General features: G+C 32.9%; 17 protein-coding genes and 1 pseudogene. 9 read left to right on the top strand and 9 right to left on the bottom strand.

What is annotated here, in order from left to right; genetic code table 11:
* Positions 1-107 precede the first annotated feature (107 nt).
* Both EAG11_RS14095 and EAG11_RS14090 read left to right on the top strand, forming a co-directional pair.
* Positions 108-824 (top strand): phosphatidylcholine/phosphatidylserine synthase, encoded by a 717-nt coding sequence (locus EAG11_RS14095; RefSeq protein ID WP_129539732.1) that lies wholly within the window; start codon positions 108-110, stop codon positions 822-824.
* Between the two features lie 12 nt (positions 825-836).
* Positions 837-1,694 (top strand): glycoside hydrolase family 25 protein, encoded by an 858-nt coding sequence (locus EAG11_RS14090; RefSeq protein ID WP_129539731.1) that lies wholly within the window; start codon positions 837-839, stop codon positions 1,692-1,694.
* 104 nt (positions 1,695-1,798) lie between these two features.
* On the opposite strand, the gene lptB is transcribed toward EAG11_RS14090, so the two are convergent.
* The 4 genes from lptB to EAG11_RS14070 all read right to left on the bottom strand — a co-directional run bounded on the left by lptB (position 1,799) and on the right by EAG11_RS14070 (position 4,802).
* On the bottom strand, positions 1,799-2,539 hold the full coding sequence (gene lptB / locus EAG11_RS14085; protein ID WP_129539730.1) for an LPS export ABC transporter ATP-binding protein: 741 nt from the start codon (positions 2,537-2,539) through the stop codon (positions 1,799-1,801).
* A gap of 133 nt (positions 2,540-2,672) precedes the next feature.
* Positions 2,673-3,023 carry a carboxymuconolactone decarboxylase family protein gene (locus EAG11_RS14080; RefSeq protein WP_129539729.1) on the bottom strand — a complete coding sequence of 117 codons (351 nt, stop codon included), beginning with the start codon at positions 3,021-3,023 and terminating at the stop codon, positions 2,673-2,675.
* Entirely contained in the window at positions 3,016-3,810 is a 795-nt protein-coding gene (gene tatC / locus EAG11_RS14075) for a twin-arginine translocase subunit TatC (RefSeq protein WP_164998758.1), read from the bottom strand. The genes EAG11_RS14080 and tatC overlap by 8 nt, the downstream gene beginning before the upstream one ends.
* A gap of 26 nt (positions 3,811-3,836) precedes the next feature.
* Positions 3,837-4,802: an SIS domain-containing protein gene (locus EAG11_RS14070; protein ID WP_164998709.1), complete on the bottom strand. Its 966-nt coding sequence runs from the start codon at positions 4,800-4,802 to the stop codon at positions 3,837-3,839.
* Between the two features lie 84 nt (positions 4,803-4,886).
* Between EAG11_RS14070 and recQ the strand changes: the two genes are divergently transcribed.
* Complete coding sequence (gene recQ / locus EAG11_RS14065; RefSeq protein WP_129539727.1) at positions 4,887-7,082, top strand: DNA helicase RecQ; 2,196 nt, start codon at positions 4,887-4,889, stop codon at positions 7,080-7,082.
* Between the two features lie 148 nt (positions 7,083-7,230).
* On the opposite strand, the gene EAG11_RS14060 is transcribed toward recQ, so the two are convergent.
* The gene (locus EAG11_RS14060; RefSeq protein ID WP_129539726.1) at positions 7,231-7,476 is read right to left on the bottom strand and encodes a hypothetical protein; all 246 of its coding nucleotides are present in this window, start codon (positions 7,474-7,476) and stop codon (positions 7,231-7,233) included.
* A gap of 300 nt (positions 7,477-7,776) precedes the next feature.
* Between EAG11_RS14060 and EAG11_RS14055 the strand changes: the two genes are divergently transcribed.
* The 4 genes from EAG11_RS14055 to EAG11_RS14045 all read left to right on the top strand — a co-directional run bounded on the left by EAG11_RS14055 (position 7,777) and on the right by EAG11_RS14045 (position 11,281).
* Entirely contained in the window at positions 7,777-9,336 is a 1,560-nt protein-coding gene (locus EAG11_RS14055; RefSeq protein ID WP_129539725.1) for an NAD(P)/FAD-dependent oxidoreductase, read from the top strand.
* A gap of 113 nt (positions 9,337-9,449) precedes the next feature.
* Entirely contained in the window at positions 9,450-9,758 is a 309-nt protein-coding gene (locus tag EAG11_RS22365) for a hypothetical protein (protein WP_242499160.1), read from the top strand.
* Positions 9,746-10,147 carry a hypothetical protein gene (locus tag EAG11_RS22360; protein ID WP_242499159.1) on the top strand — a complete coding sequence of 134 codons (402 nt, stop codon included), beginning with the start codon at positions 9,746-9,748 and terminating at the stop codon, positions 10,145-10,147. Before EAG11_RS22365 ends, EAG11_RS22360 begins: the two co-directional genes overlap by 13 nt.
* Before the next feature lie 42 nt (positions 10,148-10,189).
* Positions 10,190-11,281, top strand: coding sequence for a hypothetical protein (locus tag EAG11_RS14045; protein WP_129539724.1), 1,092 nt, complete (start codon positions 10,190-10,192; stop codon positions 11,279-11,281).
* A gap of 221 nt (positions 11,282-11,502) precedes the next feature.
* Here the strand turns inward: EAG11_RS14045 and EAG11_RS14040 are convergent, their stop codons facing one another.
* The 4 genes from EAG11_RS14040 to msrB form a co-directional block, all read right to left on the bottom strand.
* Complete coding sequence (locus EAG11_RS14040; RefSeq protein ID WP_129539723.1) at positions 11,503-12,462, bottom strand: quinone oxidoreductase; 960 nt, start codon at positions 12,460-12,462, stop codon at positions 11,503-11,505.
* A gap of 48 nt (positions 12,463-12,510) precedes the next feature.
* Entirely contained in the window at positions 12,511-13,929 is a 1,419-nt protein-coding gene (locus EAG11_RS14035; RefSeq protein WP_129539722.1) for an aminopeptidase P family protein, read from the bottom strand.
* A gap of 121 nt (positions 13,930-14,050) precedes the next feature.
* Positions 14,051-14,659, bottom strand: coding sequence for a peptide-methionine (S)-S-oxide reductase MsrA (gene msrA / locus EAG11_RS14030; protein ID WP_129539721.1), 609 nt, complete (start codon positions 14,657-14,659; stop codon positions 14,051-14,053).
* 4 nt (positions 14,660-14,663) lie between these two features.
* Positions 14,664-15,224 (bottom strand): peptide-methionine (R)-S-oxide reductase MsrB, encoded by a 561-nt coding sequence (gene msrB / locus EAG11_RS14025; RefSeq protein WP_129539720.1) that lies wholly within the window; start codon positions 15,222-15,224, stop codon positions 14,664-14,666.
* Between the two features lie 288 nt (positions 15,225-15,512).
* On the opposite strand from msrB, the gene idi reads away from it, so the two are divergent.
* Entirely contained in the window at positions 15,513-16,040 is a 528-nt protein-coding gene (idi, locus tag EAG11_RS14020; RefSeq protein WP_129539719.1) for an isopentenyl-diphosphate Delta-isomerase, read from the top strand.
* 12 nt (positions 16,041-16,052) lie between these two features.
* Positions 16,053-16,462: pseudogene (locus EAG11_RS14015) on the top strand (6-pyruvoyl tetrahydropterin synthase family protein).
* Position 16,463 lies beyond the last annotated feature (1 nt).

Here is a 16,463-nt window from a genome sequence, read left to right as displayed (position 1 = left end):
AATAATGCTAAAGTCTCACTTTTGTGTAAAAAACTCTAATGAAAACGTACAAGTCATTCAGTTATTATAGTAAATTTGTCGTTTATCATACTTAAAATATATTTGCAATGAATATTAAAAAACATGTTCCTAACGCTATTACATTAATTAATCTTTTCTGTGGCTGTATAGCAGTTGTTTTTGTTTCTAAATTAGATTATGAAATGGCCTTCTATTTTGTTTGTTTAGGAATATTTTTTGATTTTTTTGATGGGTTTTTTGCTAGATTATTCAAAGTATCCAGCCCGCTTGGTTTACAATTAGACTCATTGGCAGATATGGTAACTAGTGGTGTTGTGCCTGGTTATGTAATGTACAGCTTGTTTATTAGTAGTTCAAGCTCTCATGATATATTAGGACCTGTATTTACTCCATTTTTAGGATTTATAGTTACTTTAGGCTCTTGCTATCGATTGGCAAATTTTAATATTGATACACGTCAAACGGACTCTTTTATTGGTCTGCCAACTCCTGCAAATGCATTGTTTATCTTGAGTTTACCTTTAGTTTTGAAATATTCAGATTCATTGATGATTCTTGAAATTCTAACAAATCAATGGATTTTATTGGCAATAGCATTATTTAGTGCTTATATCTTAAATGCTGAAATTCCTTTGTTTGCATTGAAAATTAAAAAATTCAATTTAAAAGATAATGCTTTACAGGTTGGGTTTTTAGTGTTCTCATTATTGCTATTGATTTTCTTTAAATATCTAGGAATTCCATTAGTAATTATTACTTATGTATTATTGTCTGTAATAAACAATAAGTTCTCTAAAAAGTAGTTTTTTTATTGAATGAAAAGAAAAGTTACTAAAAGAAAGCAAACTTCAAATCGTAAATCAAAATCAAGTAGTTCATTTGGTCGCGTTTTTCGGTTTCTTATAGTATCAATTTTTATAGGTCTTTTTCTAGGAGCTGTTTATCATTATCGTAATGGTTTAGCTTATTACTTTAGTTTTAAAACAGACAAAGTTGTCGAAAAAGAAACCGATGATAAACGTCTTTCTGATGTTAGAAATTTTCAGGTTTTAGCAAATCACAAAGGTAAATCGATTGGATTAGATGTGTCCGAATATCAAGGAAAAATTAGTTGGTCTTATGTTGATACCTTAGAGCAAAAATACCCTATAGATTTTGTGTTTATTAGAGCAACTGTTGGAAAAGATAGAAAAGATTATCAGTTCAAACGAAATTGGATAGGAGCTAAAAAAAATAAAACAATTCGTGGAGCGTATCATTATTATCGTCCAAATGAAAATTCTATTGAGCAGGCAGACCTTTTTATTAAAACAGTTAAACTAGAAAAAGGCGATTTACCTCCCGTTTTGGATATCGAAAGATTGCCGAAAAATCAATCTCTTGATAGTTTGAAAAAGGGATTAAGAAGATGGTTGGATAAGGTTGAAGCACATTATAAAGTGCGCCCAATAATTTATTCAGGCGAAAGTTATTATGATGATTTCTTAAAAGAAGAATTTAGTGATTATCTTTTTTGGATAGCCAATTATAATTTTTACAGAGAAAAAATCGATGAGGATTGGCTATTTTGGCAATTTACAGAAAAAGCAACTGTGCCAGGAATTAAACATACAGTAGATGTAAATATCTACAACGGAGATTTACAGCAATTACAATTTATAACAGTCGATTAAGTCTTAGTTTTTAGTTGAAGATTACAGTCTCAGTAAAAAAAAATCGCAGTATTCAAGTTTTTTTAGACCGAATACTGCGACTGGATACTGAATATGAATTCGTTTTAAAATTCCAATTTCTTCTTACGTAGTTCAAAATTTTGACCTAGATATACACGACGTACCATTTCGTCTTCTACCAATTCTTCAGGTACACCTGCTTTTAGGATACCTCCTTCAAACATTAGGTATGTTTTATCAGTGATAGCAAGAGTTTCTTGTACGTTATGGTCAGTAATTAGGATTCCGATGTTTTTATTTTTTAATTGAGCTACAATTCGCTGAATGTCCTCTACGGCAACAGGGTCAACTCCTGCAAAAGGCTCATCTAGTAAGATAAACTTAGGATCAGTAGCAAGAGCTCTTGCAATTTCGGTACGACGACGTTCTCCTCCCGAAAGTAAATCCCCTCGGTTAGTACGAATGTGTTCTAAGCTGAATTCTTCAATTAGGCTTTCCATTTTTGCCACCTGTTCTGCTTTGGATAACTTTGTTAATTGTAGTACGCTTAATATATTGTCTTCAATGCTTAGTTTTCTAAAAACAGATGCTTCTTGTGCCAAATACCCTATTCCGTGCTGTGCCCTTTTGTACATAGGGTAATCGGTGATGTTTAAATCATCAAGATAAATATTACCCGAGTTGGGTTTTACCAATCCTACAATCATATAAAATGATGTGGTTTTTCCAGCACCATTTGGACCTAAAAGGCCAACTATTTCTCCTTGATTTACCTCGACAGAAATACCTTTTACTACACTACGGCCTTTGTAGGTTTTGATTAAATTATCGGCTCTTAGTTTCATTTTTTTTAATTAGATAATATGTCAATTTGATAATGAGATAATTATATCTCCAATGAGCAAAATAAAAGAAAATAAATCAATAGAATAAATGAATTAACATATTGTCAAGAAAATTATCTAATTATCCCACTTTCTAATTCCCTTGCTCTTCTAGTGCTTCCCAAAATTCGTATGCTCTTCGCAAATGAGGAACTACGATCGTGCCACCGACTAAGGTTGCTATTCCCATTGCTTCCATCATTTCTTCTTTGGTGACACCTTCTTTAAAACTAGTTTCAAGATGGTATTTTACACAATCATCACAACGTAAAACGGCTGAGGCAACTAAGCCTAAAAGTTCTTTTGTCTTAACATCAAGAGCACCTGCAGCGTATGCGTTAGTGTCTAGGTTGAAAATTCGCTTTACAATTTTGTTGTTATCTGCTAGTAATTTCTCGTTCATTTTAGAACGATAATCGTTAAATTCTTGAATGATATCAGACATTTAATTCTTTGTTTTGGTTTTTATATACAAGTACCGAAATGAAGATACTTAATTCATATATTAGTAACATTGGTACAGCTACAATTGTCTGACTCACAACATCTGGAGGAGTTACAATTGCTGCTACAATTAAAATTATAATCACAGCATATTTCCAGTATTTTCTTAAAAAACGAGGAGTAACCAATCCTAATTTGGTAAGGAAATAAATAACGATTGGTAGCTCAAAAAATAGTCCGCCAGCTAGGATACTTGTTTTTACCATTCCCATATAAGACTCTAGTGTGAATTGATTTTTTACAATATCACTTACTGTAAAAGTCGCTACGAAGTTTACTGACATTGGTATTACTACAAAATAACCAAATATTACGCCTAAAAAGAAAAGTAATGAGGAAACAAAAATGAATACTTTGGCATTTTTACGCTCTTTCTCGTATAGTGCTGGACTAATAAACTTCCATATTTCGTATAAAATATATGGAAAACTCAAGATGAATCCTGCTAAAATACACATCCATACAAAGACATTTACCTGACCCTCCATTTGCGTATTCTGAATGATAAATGGCATTTCGGTAATACAAATGTTCTCAGCAAATCCTAGTTTATGCGATAACTCACAAAAAAACTGGTAGGTGAAGAAAGTTGGTCTTGTTGGTCCGAAAATAATTACGTCAAATAAGTAGTCACTTATAAAGTAAGTTAAAAAGGCCATTATGATTATGGCAGTTGTGCTTCTAACTAATAGCCATCTTAATTCTTCAAGATGGTCTAAGAACGACATTTCGCCTAGGTTTTTTTTCTTTGTCATTATACGATTCCTTCTTTTAAAATGTCATGTAAGTGTAATACGCCTTTGTATTCTCCGTTGTCAGAAACAATTAGTTGCGTAATTGAGAAATCTTCTAATATGTTCAATGCGTCGACAGCCATTGTATCTGATGATACCATTTTTGGATTTTTAGTCATAATGTCTATTGCGGTTAAATCGGCAAAAGTATCTCTGTCGTTTAGCATTCTTCGGATATCACCATCAGTGATAATTCCGATTATTTTATCATTTTCTACAACAGCAGTTACGCCTAGTCGTTTTTCTGATATTTCAAATATAACTTTTTTGATTGGAGAATCGGGGGCAACAGCAGGTTTTAACGAATGTTCAATCATGTCTTTTACACGAAGTAAAAGTTTTTTCCCTAATGCGCCTCCTGGATGATAAACAGCAAAGTCTTCTGGTTTAAAATCACGCATTTCCATCAAACAAACCGCAAGAGCATCTCCCATTACCAGTTGAGCAGTAGTGCTATTGGTTGGAGCTAGGTTTATCGGGCAAGCTTCCATCTCAACAGTAGTGTTTAAGACATGATCACTGCCTTTTGCTAAAAAAGAAGTTGTGTTTCCTGTAATAGCAATTAGTGTATTACCAAAACGTTTTAATAACGGAACTAAAACTTTGATTTCTGGACTGTTACCGCTTTTAGAGATGCAAATGATTACGTCTTTATTCTGAATCATTCCTAAGTCACCATGAATTGCTTCAGCGGCATGAAGAAATAATGAAGGTGTTCCAGTAGAGTTGAAAGTAGCAACCATTTTTTGTGCAATTATTGCACTTTTTCCTATTCCGGTGACTACTAATCGACCTTTTGTTTCGTATATCTGTTGAACAGCTTGAGTGAAATTTTCATCTAAAAAATTTATTAGCTTTGCAATTGCTTCACTTTCAGATAGTATTGTTTTTTTAGCAATAGCTAATATATTTTCTTTTGTTATCAAAACAGAATAGTTAAAATTTGTAAGTGTAAAAGAAAGTTGTATCTTTATTGATGCAAATTTATACAAAATACCATAAAATAAAGAATGAATTCAAACGAAATTGAAATACATAAAGAATTAAAGAAGTATTTCGGCTTTAGCCAATTTAAGGGATTGCAAGAAGAGGTTATAAAAAGTATACTCAATAAAAAAAATACTTTTGTCATTATGCCCACTGGGGGAGGAAAATCGCTCTGCTACCAATTGCCCGCTTTAATTCAGGAAGGAACAGCAATAGTTGTATCTCCTTTAATTGCTTTGATGAAAAATCAAGTAGACGCTATTCGGAGTCTCTCTTCAGAAAACGGAATCGCTCACGTTCTGAATTCTTCACTTACCAAAACAGAAATTGCTCAAGTAAAAAAGGACATTACTTCTGGTTTGACAAAATTGTTATATGTTGCCCCCGAATCATTAACCAAAGAAGAATATGTTCAGTTTCTTCAAAATGTACCTATTTCATTTGTCGCTATCGATGAAGCGCATTGTATTTCAGAATGGGGACATGATTTTAGACCTGAATACAGAAATCTAAAACATATTATTAAACAGTTGGGTGATGTGCCAATTATTGGTCTTACTGCAACTGCTACACCGAAAGTTCAAGAAGATATTTTAAAAAATCTTGACATGTCCGACGCTAATACTTTCAAGGCGTCGTTTAACAGACCAAACTTATATTACGAAGTTCGTACGAAAACTAAAAATATAGAATCGGATATTATTCGTTTTATAAAACAACACAAAGGAAAATCCGGAATTATATATTGCTTAAGCCGTAAAAAAGTAGAAGCAATTGCAGAGGTTTTGCAAGTAAATGGAATTAGTGCAGTTCCTTACCATGCAGGATTGGATGCAAAAACAAGAGCAAAACATCAAGATATGTTCCTTATGGAAGATGTAGATGTTGTAGTAGCAACTATTGCTTTCGGAATGGGAATCGATAAACCCGATGTGCGTTTTGTAATACATCACGATATTCCAAAATCACTCGAAAGTTATTACCAAGAAACAGGTCGTGCAGGACGAGATGGAGGTGAAGGACATTGCTTGGCATATTACTCCTATAAAGATGTAGAGAAATTAGAGAAATTCATGTCAGGAAAACCAGTTGCTGAACAAGAAATTGGATTTGCCTTGTTGCAAGAAGTTGTGGCTTACGCCGAAACATCGATGTCACGAAGAAAGTTCCTACTTCATTATTTTGGAGAAGAATTCGACAGCGAAACAGGAGAAGGAGCTGATATGGACGATAATGTTCGTAATCCGAAAACCAAAATCGAAGCCAAAGATCAAGTGGTGAAATTATTGGAAATTGTACGTGATACAAAACATATTTATAAATCTAAAGAAATAGTATTTACATTAATAGGACGTGTAAATGCAGTAATTAAAGCACACAGAACTGATTCGCAATCTTATTTCGGGTCAGGTTCAGATCATGACGAAAAATACTGGATGGCATTACTTCGTCAAGTATTAGTAGCAGGCTATTTGTCAAAAGATATAGAAACCTACGGAATCATAAAAATCACCAAGGCAGGATTGGATTTTATTAAAAAACCAGTTTCGTTTATGATGTCAGAAGATCATGAATATAATGAAAGTGAAGATGAAGCTATAGTAACGGCATCAAAATCAGGAGGTACTGCCGATGAAGTTTTGATGGGGATGTTACGAGAACTACGAAAAAAAGTTGCTAAGAAATTAGGTGTTCCTCCATTTGTGGTTTTTCAAGATCCTTCACTCGAGGATATGGCTTTAAAATATCCAATCTCTATTGCCGAATTGTATAATATTCATGGAGTAGGTGAAGGAAAAGCAAAAAAATATGGAGGAGATTTTGTAGCCTTAATAAATAGGTATGTTGAAGAAAACGATATTATTCGTCCCGATGACTTGGTTGTAAAATCTACAGGAGTTAATTCTGTAAATAAATTATACATTATTCAGAACATCGACCGAAAATTATCACTTAATGATATTGCTTCAGCAAAAGGACTTTCGATGGATGCCTTGATTAAAGAAATGGAGCAAATTGTATATTCAGGAACAAAACTTAATATAAAATATTGGGTAGATGATATGCTTGATGACGATCAGCAAGAAGAAATTCACGAATACTTTATGGAATCAGAATCAGATAAAATAGAAGATGCTCTTAAAGAATTTGATGGAGAATATGATATCGATGAATTACGCCTAATGCGAATAAAATTTATTAGTGAAGTAGCTAATTAAAAGTGTACAGTCGCAGTTTTTAGTTTTCAGTTTTACTGAGATTATAACTGCGACTGTTTTTTTGTTTCAAGTTCTGCACTGCAACTGAAAACTGCAACTGTTGTTTTGAATCAAGTTCAGTACTGCGACTGAAAAATGTGACTGCAAACTAAGAAGTCTCAGGGAATACTTCCCCTCGGTGCGGTTTTAAAGCATCACGTACCTGAATCATGTTTTCATCGGTTACAACCATATAGGCAATAGCATACATATCGTTTAGGATTGTAAATCCAGTTATATTCAAAGGTAGCTTTTCGATAGCAATGAATTCTTTTAAATGAATCTCATGATGTTCTGCAGTTTTTGCTGAGGCAGGACCACGGAAATCCCATATTAGTTTTATTTTTCTTGACATTATTTATAGGTACAAAGTTTCAATGAGGCAAAGGTACAAAGTCTTTCTTATGAAGACTGAAAAACTTATTGTGGAATTAACCGCAAAGTGCGCAAAGAGCTAATTTTATTTCATGTATAGAAAACACAAAGTTCGCAAAGCTTTGTGTTGATCTAGCTTTGCGAACTTTGTGTTTTGTAAAAACATAACTTTAAAAAAAACTTAGCGCACTTTGCGGTTAATTATATAAAGTCAGTTCAAAATGTTATTTTTGCACGTTCTTTTCATAAATAGAAAAGCTAATTGAATAAATAAAACAAAATGCCAAGAGAACTTTTACTTCAAGTATCGCCCGAAATAGCCGCAAACGAGTTGTTGCTAAAAGAACATTTGTCGAAACAAATTAAGGTTTCTCCAAAGGAAATTCAACATGTATCTATTTTAAAGCGTTCGATTGATGCCCGACAGAAAGCAATAAAAATCAATCTGAAAGTGATGATTTATTTGCAAGATGAAGTTTTTAAGCCAGTTAAATTTGAAATTCCAGATTACAAAAATGTATCGGGAGCACAAGAAGTAATTGTTGTGGGAGCAGGTCCTGCGGGTCTTTTTGCAGCTTTACAATTAATAGAATTAGGATTGAAACCAATTGTACTTGAAAGAGGAAAAGATGTTCGTGGTCGTCGAAGAGATTTAAAAGCAATAAACACAGAGCATTTTGTAAATGAAGATTCTAATTATTGTTTTGGAGAAGGTGGGGCAGGAACATACTCAGATGGTAAATTATATACTCGTTCAAAAAAACGTGGAGATGTAACAAGGATTCTTGAGTTATTTGTGGCTTTTGGTGCTTCTGAAGATATTTTGATAGAAGCGCATCCGCATATTGGAACTAATAAGTTGCCAAAGATTATTCAGGATATTAGAGAGAAAATTATTGAATATGGAGGTCAGGTTTTATTTGAAACCCGAGTGACTGATATTCTTTTGAAAAATAACGAAGTTCAAGGAGTTGTAACTCAAAATGGAGATACGATAAATGCTAATAAGTTAATATTAGCAACGGGGCATTCTGCTCGTGATATTTTTGAACTATTAGATAGAAAGAAAATTTTTATTGAGGCTAAACCTTTTGCCTTGGGTGTAAGAGCCGAGCATCCTCAATCTTTAATAGATAGTATACAATATAGTTGTGATTACCGTGGAGAGCATTTGCCGCCAGCGCCATATTCTATAGTGAAACAAGTGGGAGGGAGAGGGATGTATTCATTTTGTATGTGTCCAGGTGGTGTAATTGCTCCTTGTGCTACAAGTCCTGGTGAAGTAGTTACCAATGGTTGGTCTCCTTCTAAAAGAGATCAGGCTACGGCTAATTCTGGAATTGTAATCGAATTAAAATTAGAAGATTTTAAGCCGTTTGCTAAATTCGGAGCTTTGGCTGGAATGGAATTTCAAAAAAGTATTGAACAGAAAGCTTGGCATTTGGCGGGAGAAACTCAAAAAGTTCCGGCACAACGTATGGTTGATTTTACTCAAAATAAAGTTTCATCGGATATTCCTAAAACATCTTATGTTCCTGGAACTACTTCGGTAGAAATGGGACAGGTTTTTCCAGGTTTCTTATCTCAAATATTACGTGAAGGTTTTTCTGAATTTGGTAAATCAATGCGTGGTTATTTAACCAATGAAGCAATACTTCATGCGCCAGAAAGCAGAACATCTTCACCAGTAAGAATTCCGAGAGATCCATTAACTTATGAGCATTTACAGATAAAAGGGTTGTATCCTTGCGGTGAAGGAGCTGGATATGCTGGCGGAATTATATCGGCAGCTATCGATGGAGAAAAATGTGCTTTGATGATTGCCGAAGCTTTAAAATAATTTGCGGGATGCTTATATAGCGGTAAAAATATTCTTATTTTAGTTGCTTGGTAGTTAAATTGTAATTTTAGATTACGGTTTAATTACCAGGCAATTTTTTTTAAATATATATTATGATGTTATTAGATATTGAAGAAAAATATGGATTTACATATCCAATTATTTATAAGAACCTTTCTCTAGACGGGATGCTTACTGTTGGGGAATATGGTCCTGATTGGTATTTGACTGTTTATCCTAAATTAAAAGAAAACCCTCCGTTGCTTTTACATTCTTATGATTTTGAGTTGCTTGATCTCAATAATGTAAATGAAGCAATAGAAGAGTTATTAGATCCAGAGGATTATCGTCAGATAAAAGAAGAATTCAAATTTATACCATTCGGACAAAGCGGAGCTGGAGATCATTATTGTTTTTTTTAAATGAAGAAAATAATGGAGAGAATCCTGTGGTTTTTGTTTGGCATGATGCGAATGAAGTAAATTATCTAGCAAAGAATATGCAGGATTTTATTTTTAGAATGCTTTTAACAGATATGTCTGATCAAGATATTTATAATGATGTAAGTGACAAGGAGTTTAAAGATAATCTTGATAAGGTTCTTAAAACTCATAAAAAGTACCTAACGGATAAGCAAAATGATATTTTGCAGACTATATTTAATCGAGAAATTATAGACTATGAAATCTTATTGCCTAAAGCGAAAGAAACTAAAAGAGGGTTATTAAGTGATGTCGAATTAAAAAAGATATTAGTTGAAATTATCCCATTTGATAAAATGGATGCTAGTTTTGAGTATTCAGATAATTAACGTTTATTAGCGTTTAAAAATTAAATCACTTAATAAATTGTAATGAAAAATTTCTTTTCTAATTTTTTTGGCAGAAATAATGATCCAAAATCAATTGTTTCTTTTGATGTTATATATTCCATCTACTCTTATTTATATAACGAGGTAAATAGTGTTGAATTTAAAATGAAAGGGGTTCATGATACTGTTTCTGTAAATTTTTATTCATTCCCAAGTTCGTTTGATCATGAAGAAGGAAGGGATGGAATCAAGAAAAATGGTTTCAAGAATGCATATGAGGTTTTAAATGAATTGTATAAAAAGATTGATATCGGAGTGCTTTCGGAAGAGGTTATACAAGAGAGATTAGAATACGATTATATTCATATTCAGTTTTATTCTGAGCCAACTCCAGAATCAAAAAAACACCTAAAACATGTCTTGCATAATTTTATCATTTTCTTTTGTTGTACTAATAGTTTAGAGACAAATGATTTCAGAATTTTATACAATAACAGTTATTTTTTGGATTATACAAAAGGGATTTTGGATACGGAATATATTGATGTAAATAATCCTAAAAATGAAATCCAGAAAATAGGATTCAAGGAATTCGAAAGAATCTTGCAGGGGATTTGTCAATATATGGGAATTGAAATATCTGATAGTGTTGCACTTCCTTCACAAGAAAATTTATTGCCAGAAGAAGTTGCGGTTACTCAGGAAACTTTTGAAGAATTTATCAAATTGGTTTCTAGAGGAGATGTAGATGAAAAATTGGTTAAAAAACAGTCAAAAAAACTTTTAAAGAATTTTAAAAAAGAGGCGACAGAGTATCATGCGATAGTTGAAGGGCAATGGGCCTTTTTTGAAAGTATTGATTGTTGGAACAGTGATTGGAAATTTGATCCTGAAGATGCTGAGAGTTTTATTTCTGAAATGATAGGTGAGGATCTTAATTTCGAATATCCTGAAGAAACGTATAGTCATGATTTGTTTCCTTATATTCAATCGGCTTTAGAAAAAAGAGGTCTTGAATTAATGACTTATGATACGCACGGAGATAATTATTTGTTTTTTGTGGCAAATAAAAGTGATGTTGCCAGAATTTTAGAATTATCTGAATTGACAAAAATTGAAGTTGAACAGTTGTAGCTTGTCGCTACGAATTCATGAATTGTTTTATATAGCCTTTGTTAAAGTTTAGAACTTTGACAAGGTCTGTAGAAGTGAAAGCTGAGACTGAATACTGTTCCGCATGAGGGATAGAGCTAAGCTACCGAAGTAGCAGTGAAAGCCCGACAGCAATATAAAAAGGGGCGACTAAGCGATGCAATAGTTAGTCCCTTTTTATATTAGTGGCACGCCCAGATTATTTACGGAATCAAAATTATTTTCCCTGTGCTTTTTCGGCTTTCTAAATAATCATGTGCTTGTTTTCCTTCGGATAATTTAAAAGAAGTGGGTGTGGCAAGAGAAATTTTTCCTTCGATAATCCATGTAAATAGCTGATTGACTCTTTTAATCCTTTCTTCTTTTGTGGTTAGATAACTCCATAAATCGCCACCAGTTAATGTTTTAGAAGTATCCATAAGCATTCTTGGATCAACTGGCTCAGGATCACCACCAGCCATTCCGAAAAATACGACTTGACCACAATTTTTGGTTACTTCGAAACTATCATTTAAGGTACTGCCAATGCTATCGTAAACAACATCGGCACCATTTGGTGCTACTTTAAAAATTGATGTTTTCCAGTTATCATTGTATAAGAATACATAATCGGCTCCTTGCTCGATAGCGATTTTAGCTTTATCTGATGATGAGGTTAACCCAATTATGGTTGCGCCCAAAAGTTTGCTTATTTGTGTAAGGAATTGTCCTACTCCTCCGGCAACAGCATGAATAATAACAGTTTCTCCTTTTAATGTTTTGTGACTATCTTTTGCAAGGTAATGCGCAGTTAATCCTTGTAGTAAAATAGAAGCTCCTGTTTCAAAATCGATTGCTTCTGGTAGCGGAATTACATGATTTACATTAACGGCAACGAGTTCTGCATTTGCAAAAGGAACATCAGCAAAGGCAATTCTGTCTCCAATTTTGAACTCGGAGTGGTTGTTTGTGTTTATTACGATTCCAGAACCTTCGTAACCAGCTATAAAAGGAGGATTTCCTTTAAGGTGATAGTTTCCTTTTCGACGATATACATCTGCAAAATTTAATCCAATGGCTTTCATTTCGACTAAAATTTCGTCGTGTTTTAATTGCGGATCAGGGATATCAATGTATTCGAGTACATCGGAATTGCCAAATGTGGAAAAAGTTAATGCTTTCATTTTTGTTTAATTGTAGCTGTAAAAGTTTATGAAGAGAGTGATTTTTGTTTATAGTTTAGGTAGATTGAATTCATTGAATTTGCTTTTTTGAGAAGCTAGTTTCTCAATATCTTGCCATTTTCTAGGAGAATCGATAGATAAGTTTTCGTAGGAGTCTTTTTTTATGAGAATATCATCTTCGATACGTACGCCTATATTCCACCATTTTTTATCGCATTTGCTATTTGCTGGAATGTAAATTCCTGGTTCAACTGTAATAACCATGTTTTCTTTAAGCAAGCTTGTTGGGCCTTTGTAATTTCCTTTATCGTGAACGTCTAGGCCAAGAAAATGGGAACATCCGTGAGGGTAGTAGATGTTTACTTCTTTTAAATCATTGATGATTCCTAGTTTAAGTAGTCCTTTGGCTAAAACTTCTTTGGCCTTGATGTTTAAATCTGCAAGTGGGGTTCCTTCTTTGCAGATTTTAAAAATTTCTTCTTGTGCATCATATACCAATTGATAAATGGCTTTCTGTTCTTCTGTGAATTTTCCGTTTGCGGGAATGGTTCGAGTTACATCAGCAGAGTAACCATGGTATTCTGAACCTACATCCATTAATAATAATTGATTGTCTATTTTTGTGCTATTATTTTCGCCATAATGCAAGATACATCCATTGGCTCCAGCACCCACAATTGGTGGGTAGCCTTCTCCTTCTGCTCCATACTTTCTGTGAATATAAGCGTGAATACCATCGGCTTCATTTTCACTCATATCAGCAGTAATAGCTTTCATGACTTCATTATGTGCAATGCAGGAAAGTTTAACTGATTTACGCATTAAATCAATCTCTTCAGGGGTTTTTATTTCTCGTAGTGTTGCTGTGATGTTTTCAAATAATAGTAAAGAATTGACATCTTCATTTGTAATTGCAGCTTTTGTCTTAAATGTTTGTAATAATCCAAAAAGGTCGAAACCACTTGAGTCTTTGCCAATGTCGGTTGGGATTTTATCATAAATGAGTTTGTCAAATTTTTTAAAATCAATATCAAAATCTTTGAAGTCTTTTCCGTTGTAAACTGCCTTAAATCCTAATTTAGATTTTGTTCCATTTATGCCCAAACGTCTTCCTGTCCACATTTCATGGGCAGTATTTTTTTCTCTAACAAAAAACACTTCATTATAAGCAGTATCACCGCTTCCTTGTGTCTCCTTAAATAATAATAAAACCGCATCTGGTTCTTTGTAACCACTTAGGTAATATAAATCAGGATTTTGATGAAAATTATAATTAATATCTCTTGAGAATTTTCTTTCGGGATACGAAAAAATTATTGCGACAGAATTTAAGGGCATCAAATTTCTAAAAGCTTCTCTTCTGTCTTTGTGAAATTCTTTCGAAAGATAATCTGTAGGTATGTTTTCTTGCGCATTATTTTGGTTGAAAAACAATAAGAATAAAAGAGATAGGAATAGGTGTTTCATTTCTTTTGGTTTGGTTAAAAGGTTCATTGTCTTATAGATTGATGCAAATTACGAAATTTTACCTTTGATTCTTAAAATAAAAAAGCCACTTATTTTTGTAAGTGGCTTAGTGAATTAATAATTACTTCTTTTTTAATTTGTCTTTAAAAACTTTTTCAAACTTTTCTATTTTTGGCTGAATAACCATTTTACAATAAGGTTGGTTTTTGTTATTATCATAATAATTTTGATGATAGTCTTCGGCTTTGTAAAACTTTGTAAATGGTTCTACAGCGGTAACAATAGGATCATTATATACTTTTGCTTTTTTTAAAGCGTTTATAATGTTATTTGCAGCATTTTTTTGTTCTTCATTTTTGTAAAAAATAACAGAGCGATATTGACTTCCTACATCTGCACCTTGTCTGTTTAATGTTGTGGGATCATGTACGGTAAAAAAAACTTTAAAAATCTCATCTAGGTTTGTTATGTTTTTGTCATAAGTGATCTGAACTACTTCAGCAAAACCAGTTTTTCCTGTTGAGACTTCTTCATAACTTGGATTTGTAGTTTTTCCTCCTGAAAATCCAGATACAACAGATTTTACCCCATTTAAGTTTTCATAAACGGCTTCTACACACCAATAGCAACCTCCGCCAAGTGTAATAGTGTCGTAGTTGGATTGCTTTTTTGTTTGTCCAAAGCTATTAAATGATAGAATCAAAAGGCTAATTAAAATTGTATTTTTCATAATGTTATTTATTATCAGGTATAAAGTCAAGTGCAATTGAATTCATGCAGTATCTTTTTCCAGTAGGAGCAGGTCCATCATCAAATAAATGACCTAAATGGCCACCACATCTACCACAAAGAACCTCAGTTCTTTCCATACCTAGTGAGTTGTCTTGTTTGTAAATAGTACTTTTTTTGTTTTCTTGCTCAAAAAAGCTTGGCCATCCGCAACTACTTGAAAATTTGGCGCCAGATCTAAAAAGTTTATTTCCGCAGGCTGCGCAATAATAGGTTCCTTTTTCATCAGTGTTCCAGTATTTTCCAGTAAAAGGTCTCTCAGTATCGGCCTGTCTCATTACTTCGTAAACATCATTAGGTAATACCTTTTTCCATTGAGCATCTGTAAGATTTAGTTTTGTAGTGTCGGTATTCGAGTAATATGGATTATCAGGTTTACTGATTTTATTTTCCATAGGATTATTTTTTGTTGATGTATATTGTTCTTTTTTATTTTGTCCACAGGCTTTAAAGATAAACAGCGGAAGCAAAAATAATAAGCTTAAAAAGCGGGCTCTTGTTTTCATAATTAATTGATTTAGTGATGTAAAAGTAAGGTGTCTTTAATTGGTGAATTGTCGTGCACTTTACAAATAACTATGTATTTAAGTAAGTTTTAACTATTGTTATTTACGTATAAAAAGTAATTTTAGTTTTAAAATGAAAGACTACTGCCTGGATGTCTTTAATACACTCATAATCATGATATAAAATTAAAATTTTACTGAATGCAAGGCTCGTTAAACTTTTCACAAACTTTTTCTAGGCTCTAAAGCAATTTCTTTTTTCGTATTTTTGTGTGTTTAATACCAATTATGATAGAAGAAAACGTAATATTAGTTAATCAAAATGATGAGCAAATAGGCTTGATGCCAAAAATGGAAGCTCATGAAAAAGCGGTTCTGCATCGTGCATTTTCAGTTTTTGTTTTAAATGATAATAATGAAATCATGTTACAGCAACGTGCGCATCATAAATATCATTCTCCGTTACTTTGGACTAATACATGTTGTAGTCATCAGCGAGAGGGTGAAACTAATATCGAAGCAGGAAGTCGAAGATTGTTTGAAGAAATGGGGTTTAAAACGCCACTTAAAGAACTTTTTCATTTTATATACAAAGCTCCTTTTGATAACGGATTGACAGAACATGAATTGGATCACGTTATGATTGGATGTTATAATGGAATGCCTACTATAAATCCAGAAGAAGTAGAAGCTTGGAAATGGATGAAAATAGAAGATGTAAAAACAGATATGCAATTACATCCTGAAATTTACACTGTTTGGTTCAAAATAATTTTTGACGAGTTTTATTATTTTCTAGAAGACCATAAAATTTAAACCAAAACCTACATGAGAGTAACGATATCAAGGAAAGCACATTTTAATGCTGCTCATCGACTGTATAGAAAAGATTGGACTGCAGAGAAAAATGATGCCGTTTTTGGGAAATGTAATAATCCCAATTTTCATGGTCATAATTATGAATTAACTGTTAGTGTTACTGGAGAAGTTGATCCAGAAACTGGTTTTGTGATAGATGTGAAAATATTGGCAGATATTATATATCAAGAAGTAGAATTGCCATTTGATCATAAGAATCTTAATCTTGATGTGCCAGAATTTCAAGATTTGAATCCAACTGCAGAACATATTGTAGTAGTGATATGGAATAAAATTAGAAAAAAATAAATCCCGATTTTGATTTAGAAATCGTGTTATATGAAACTGCTCGTAATTTTGTAACCTATAAAGGAGAATAAA

This window comes from Flavobacterium sp. 140616W15, assembly GCF_003668995.1.
Lineage (GTDB): Bacteria > Bacteroidota > Bacteroidia > Flavobacteriales > Flavobacteriaceae > Flavobacterium.
This window is presented reverse-complemented; position numbering and strand designations above follow the sequence as displayed.

Excerpts from the sequence above, each read along its gene's own strand:
- EAG11_RS14095 (WP_129539732.1), top strand. The coding sequence starts at position 108 with ATGAATATTAAAAAACATGTTCCTAACGCTATTACATTAATTAATCTT.
- EAG11_RS14090 (WP_129539731.1), top strand. The coding sequence starts at position 837 with ATGAAAAGAAAAGTTACTAAAAGAAAGCAAACTTCAAATCGTAAATCA.
- lptB (WP_129539730.1), bottom strand. The coding sequence starts at position 2,539 with ATGAAACTAAGAGCCGATAATTTAATCAAAACCTACAAAGGCCGTAGT.
- EAG11_RS14080 (WP_129539729.1), bottom strand. The coding sequence starts at position 3,023 with ATGTCTGATATCATTCAAGAATTTAACGATTATCGTTCTAAAATGAAC.
- tatC (WP_164998758.1), bottom strand. The coding sequence starts at position 3,810 with ATGTCGTTCTTAGACCATCTTGAAGAATTAAGATGGCTATTAGTTAGA.
- recQ (WP_129539727.1), top strand. The coding sequence starts at position 4,887 with ATGAATTCAAACGAAATTGAAATACATAAAGAATTAAAGAAGTATTTC.
- EAG11_RS14060 (WP_129539726.1), bottom strand. The coding sequence starts at position 7,476 with ATGTCAAGAAAAATAAAACTAATATGGGATTTCCGTGGTCCTGCCTCA.
- EAG11_RS14055 (WP_129539725.1), top strand. The coding sequence starts at position 7,777 with ATGCCAAGAGAACTTTTACTTCAAGTATCGCCCGAAATAGCCGCAAAC.
- EAG11_RS22365 (WP_242499160.1), top strand. The coding sequence starts at position 9,450 with ATGATGTTATTAGATATTGAAGAAAAATATGGATTTACATATCCAATT.
- EAG11_RS14045 (WP_129539724.1), top strand. The coding sequence starts at position 10,190 with ATGAAAAATTTCTTTTCTAATTTTTTTGGCAGAAATAATGATCCAAAA.
- EAG11_RS14040 (WP_129539723.1), bottom strand. The coding sequence starts at position 12,462 with ATGAAAGCATTAACTTTTTCCACATTTGGCAATTCCGATGTACTCGAA.
- EAG11_RS14035 (WP_129539722.1), bottom strand. The coding sequence starts at position 13,929 with ATGAAACACCTATTCCTATCTCTTTTATTCTTATTGTTTTTCAACCAA.
- msrA (WP_129539721.1), bottom strand. The coding sequence starts at position 14,659 with ATGAAAAATACAATTTTAATTAGCCTTTTGATTCTATCATTTAATAGC.
- msrB (WP_129539720.1), bottom strand. The coding sequence starts at position 15,224 with ATGAAAACAAGAGCCCGCTTTTTAAGCTTATTATTTTTGCTTCCGCTG.
- idi (WP_129539719.1), top strand. The coding sequence starts at position 15,513 with ATGATAGAAGAAAACGTAATATTAGTTAATCAAAATGATGAGCAAATA.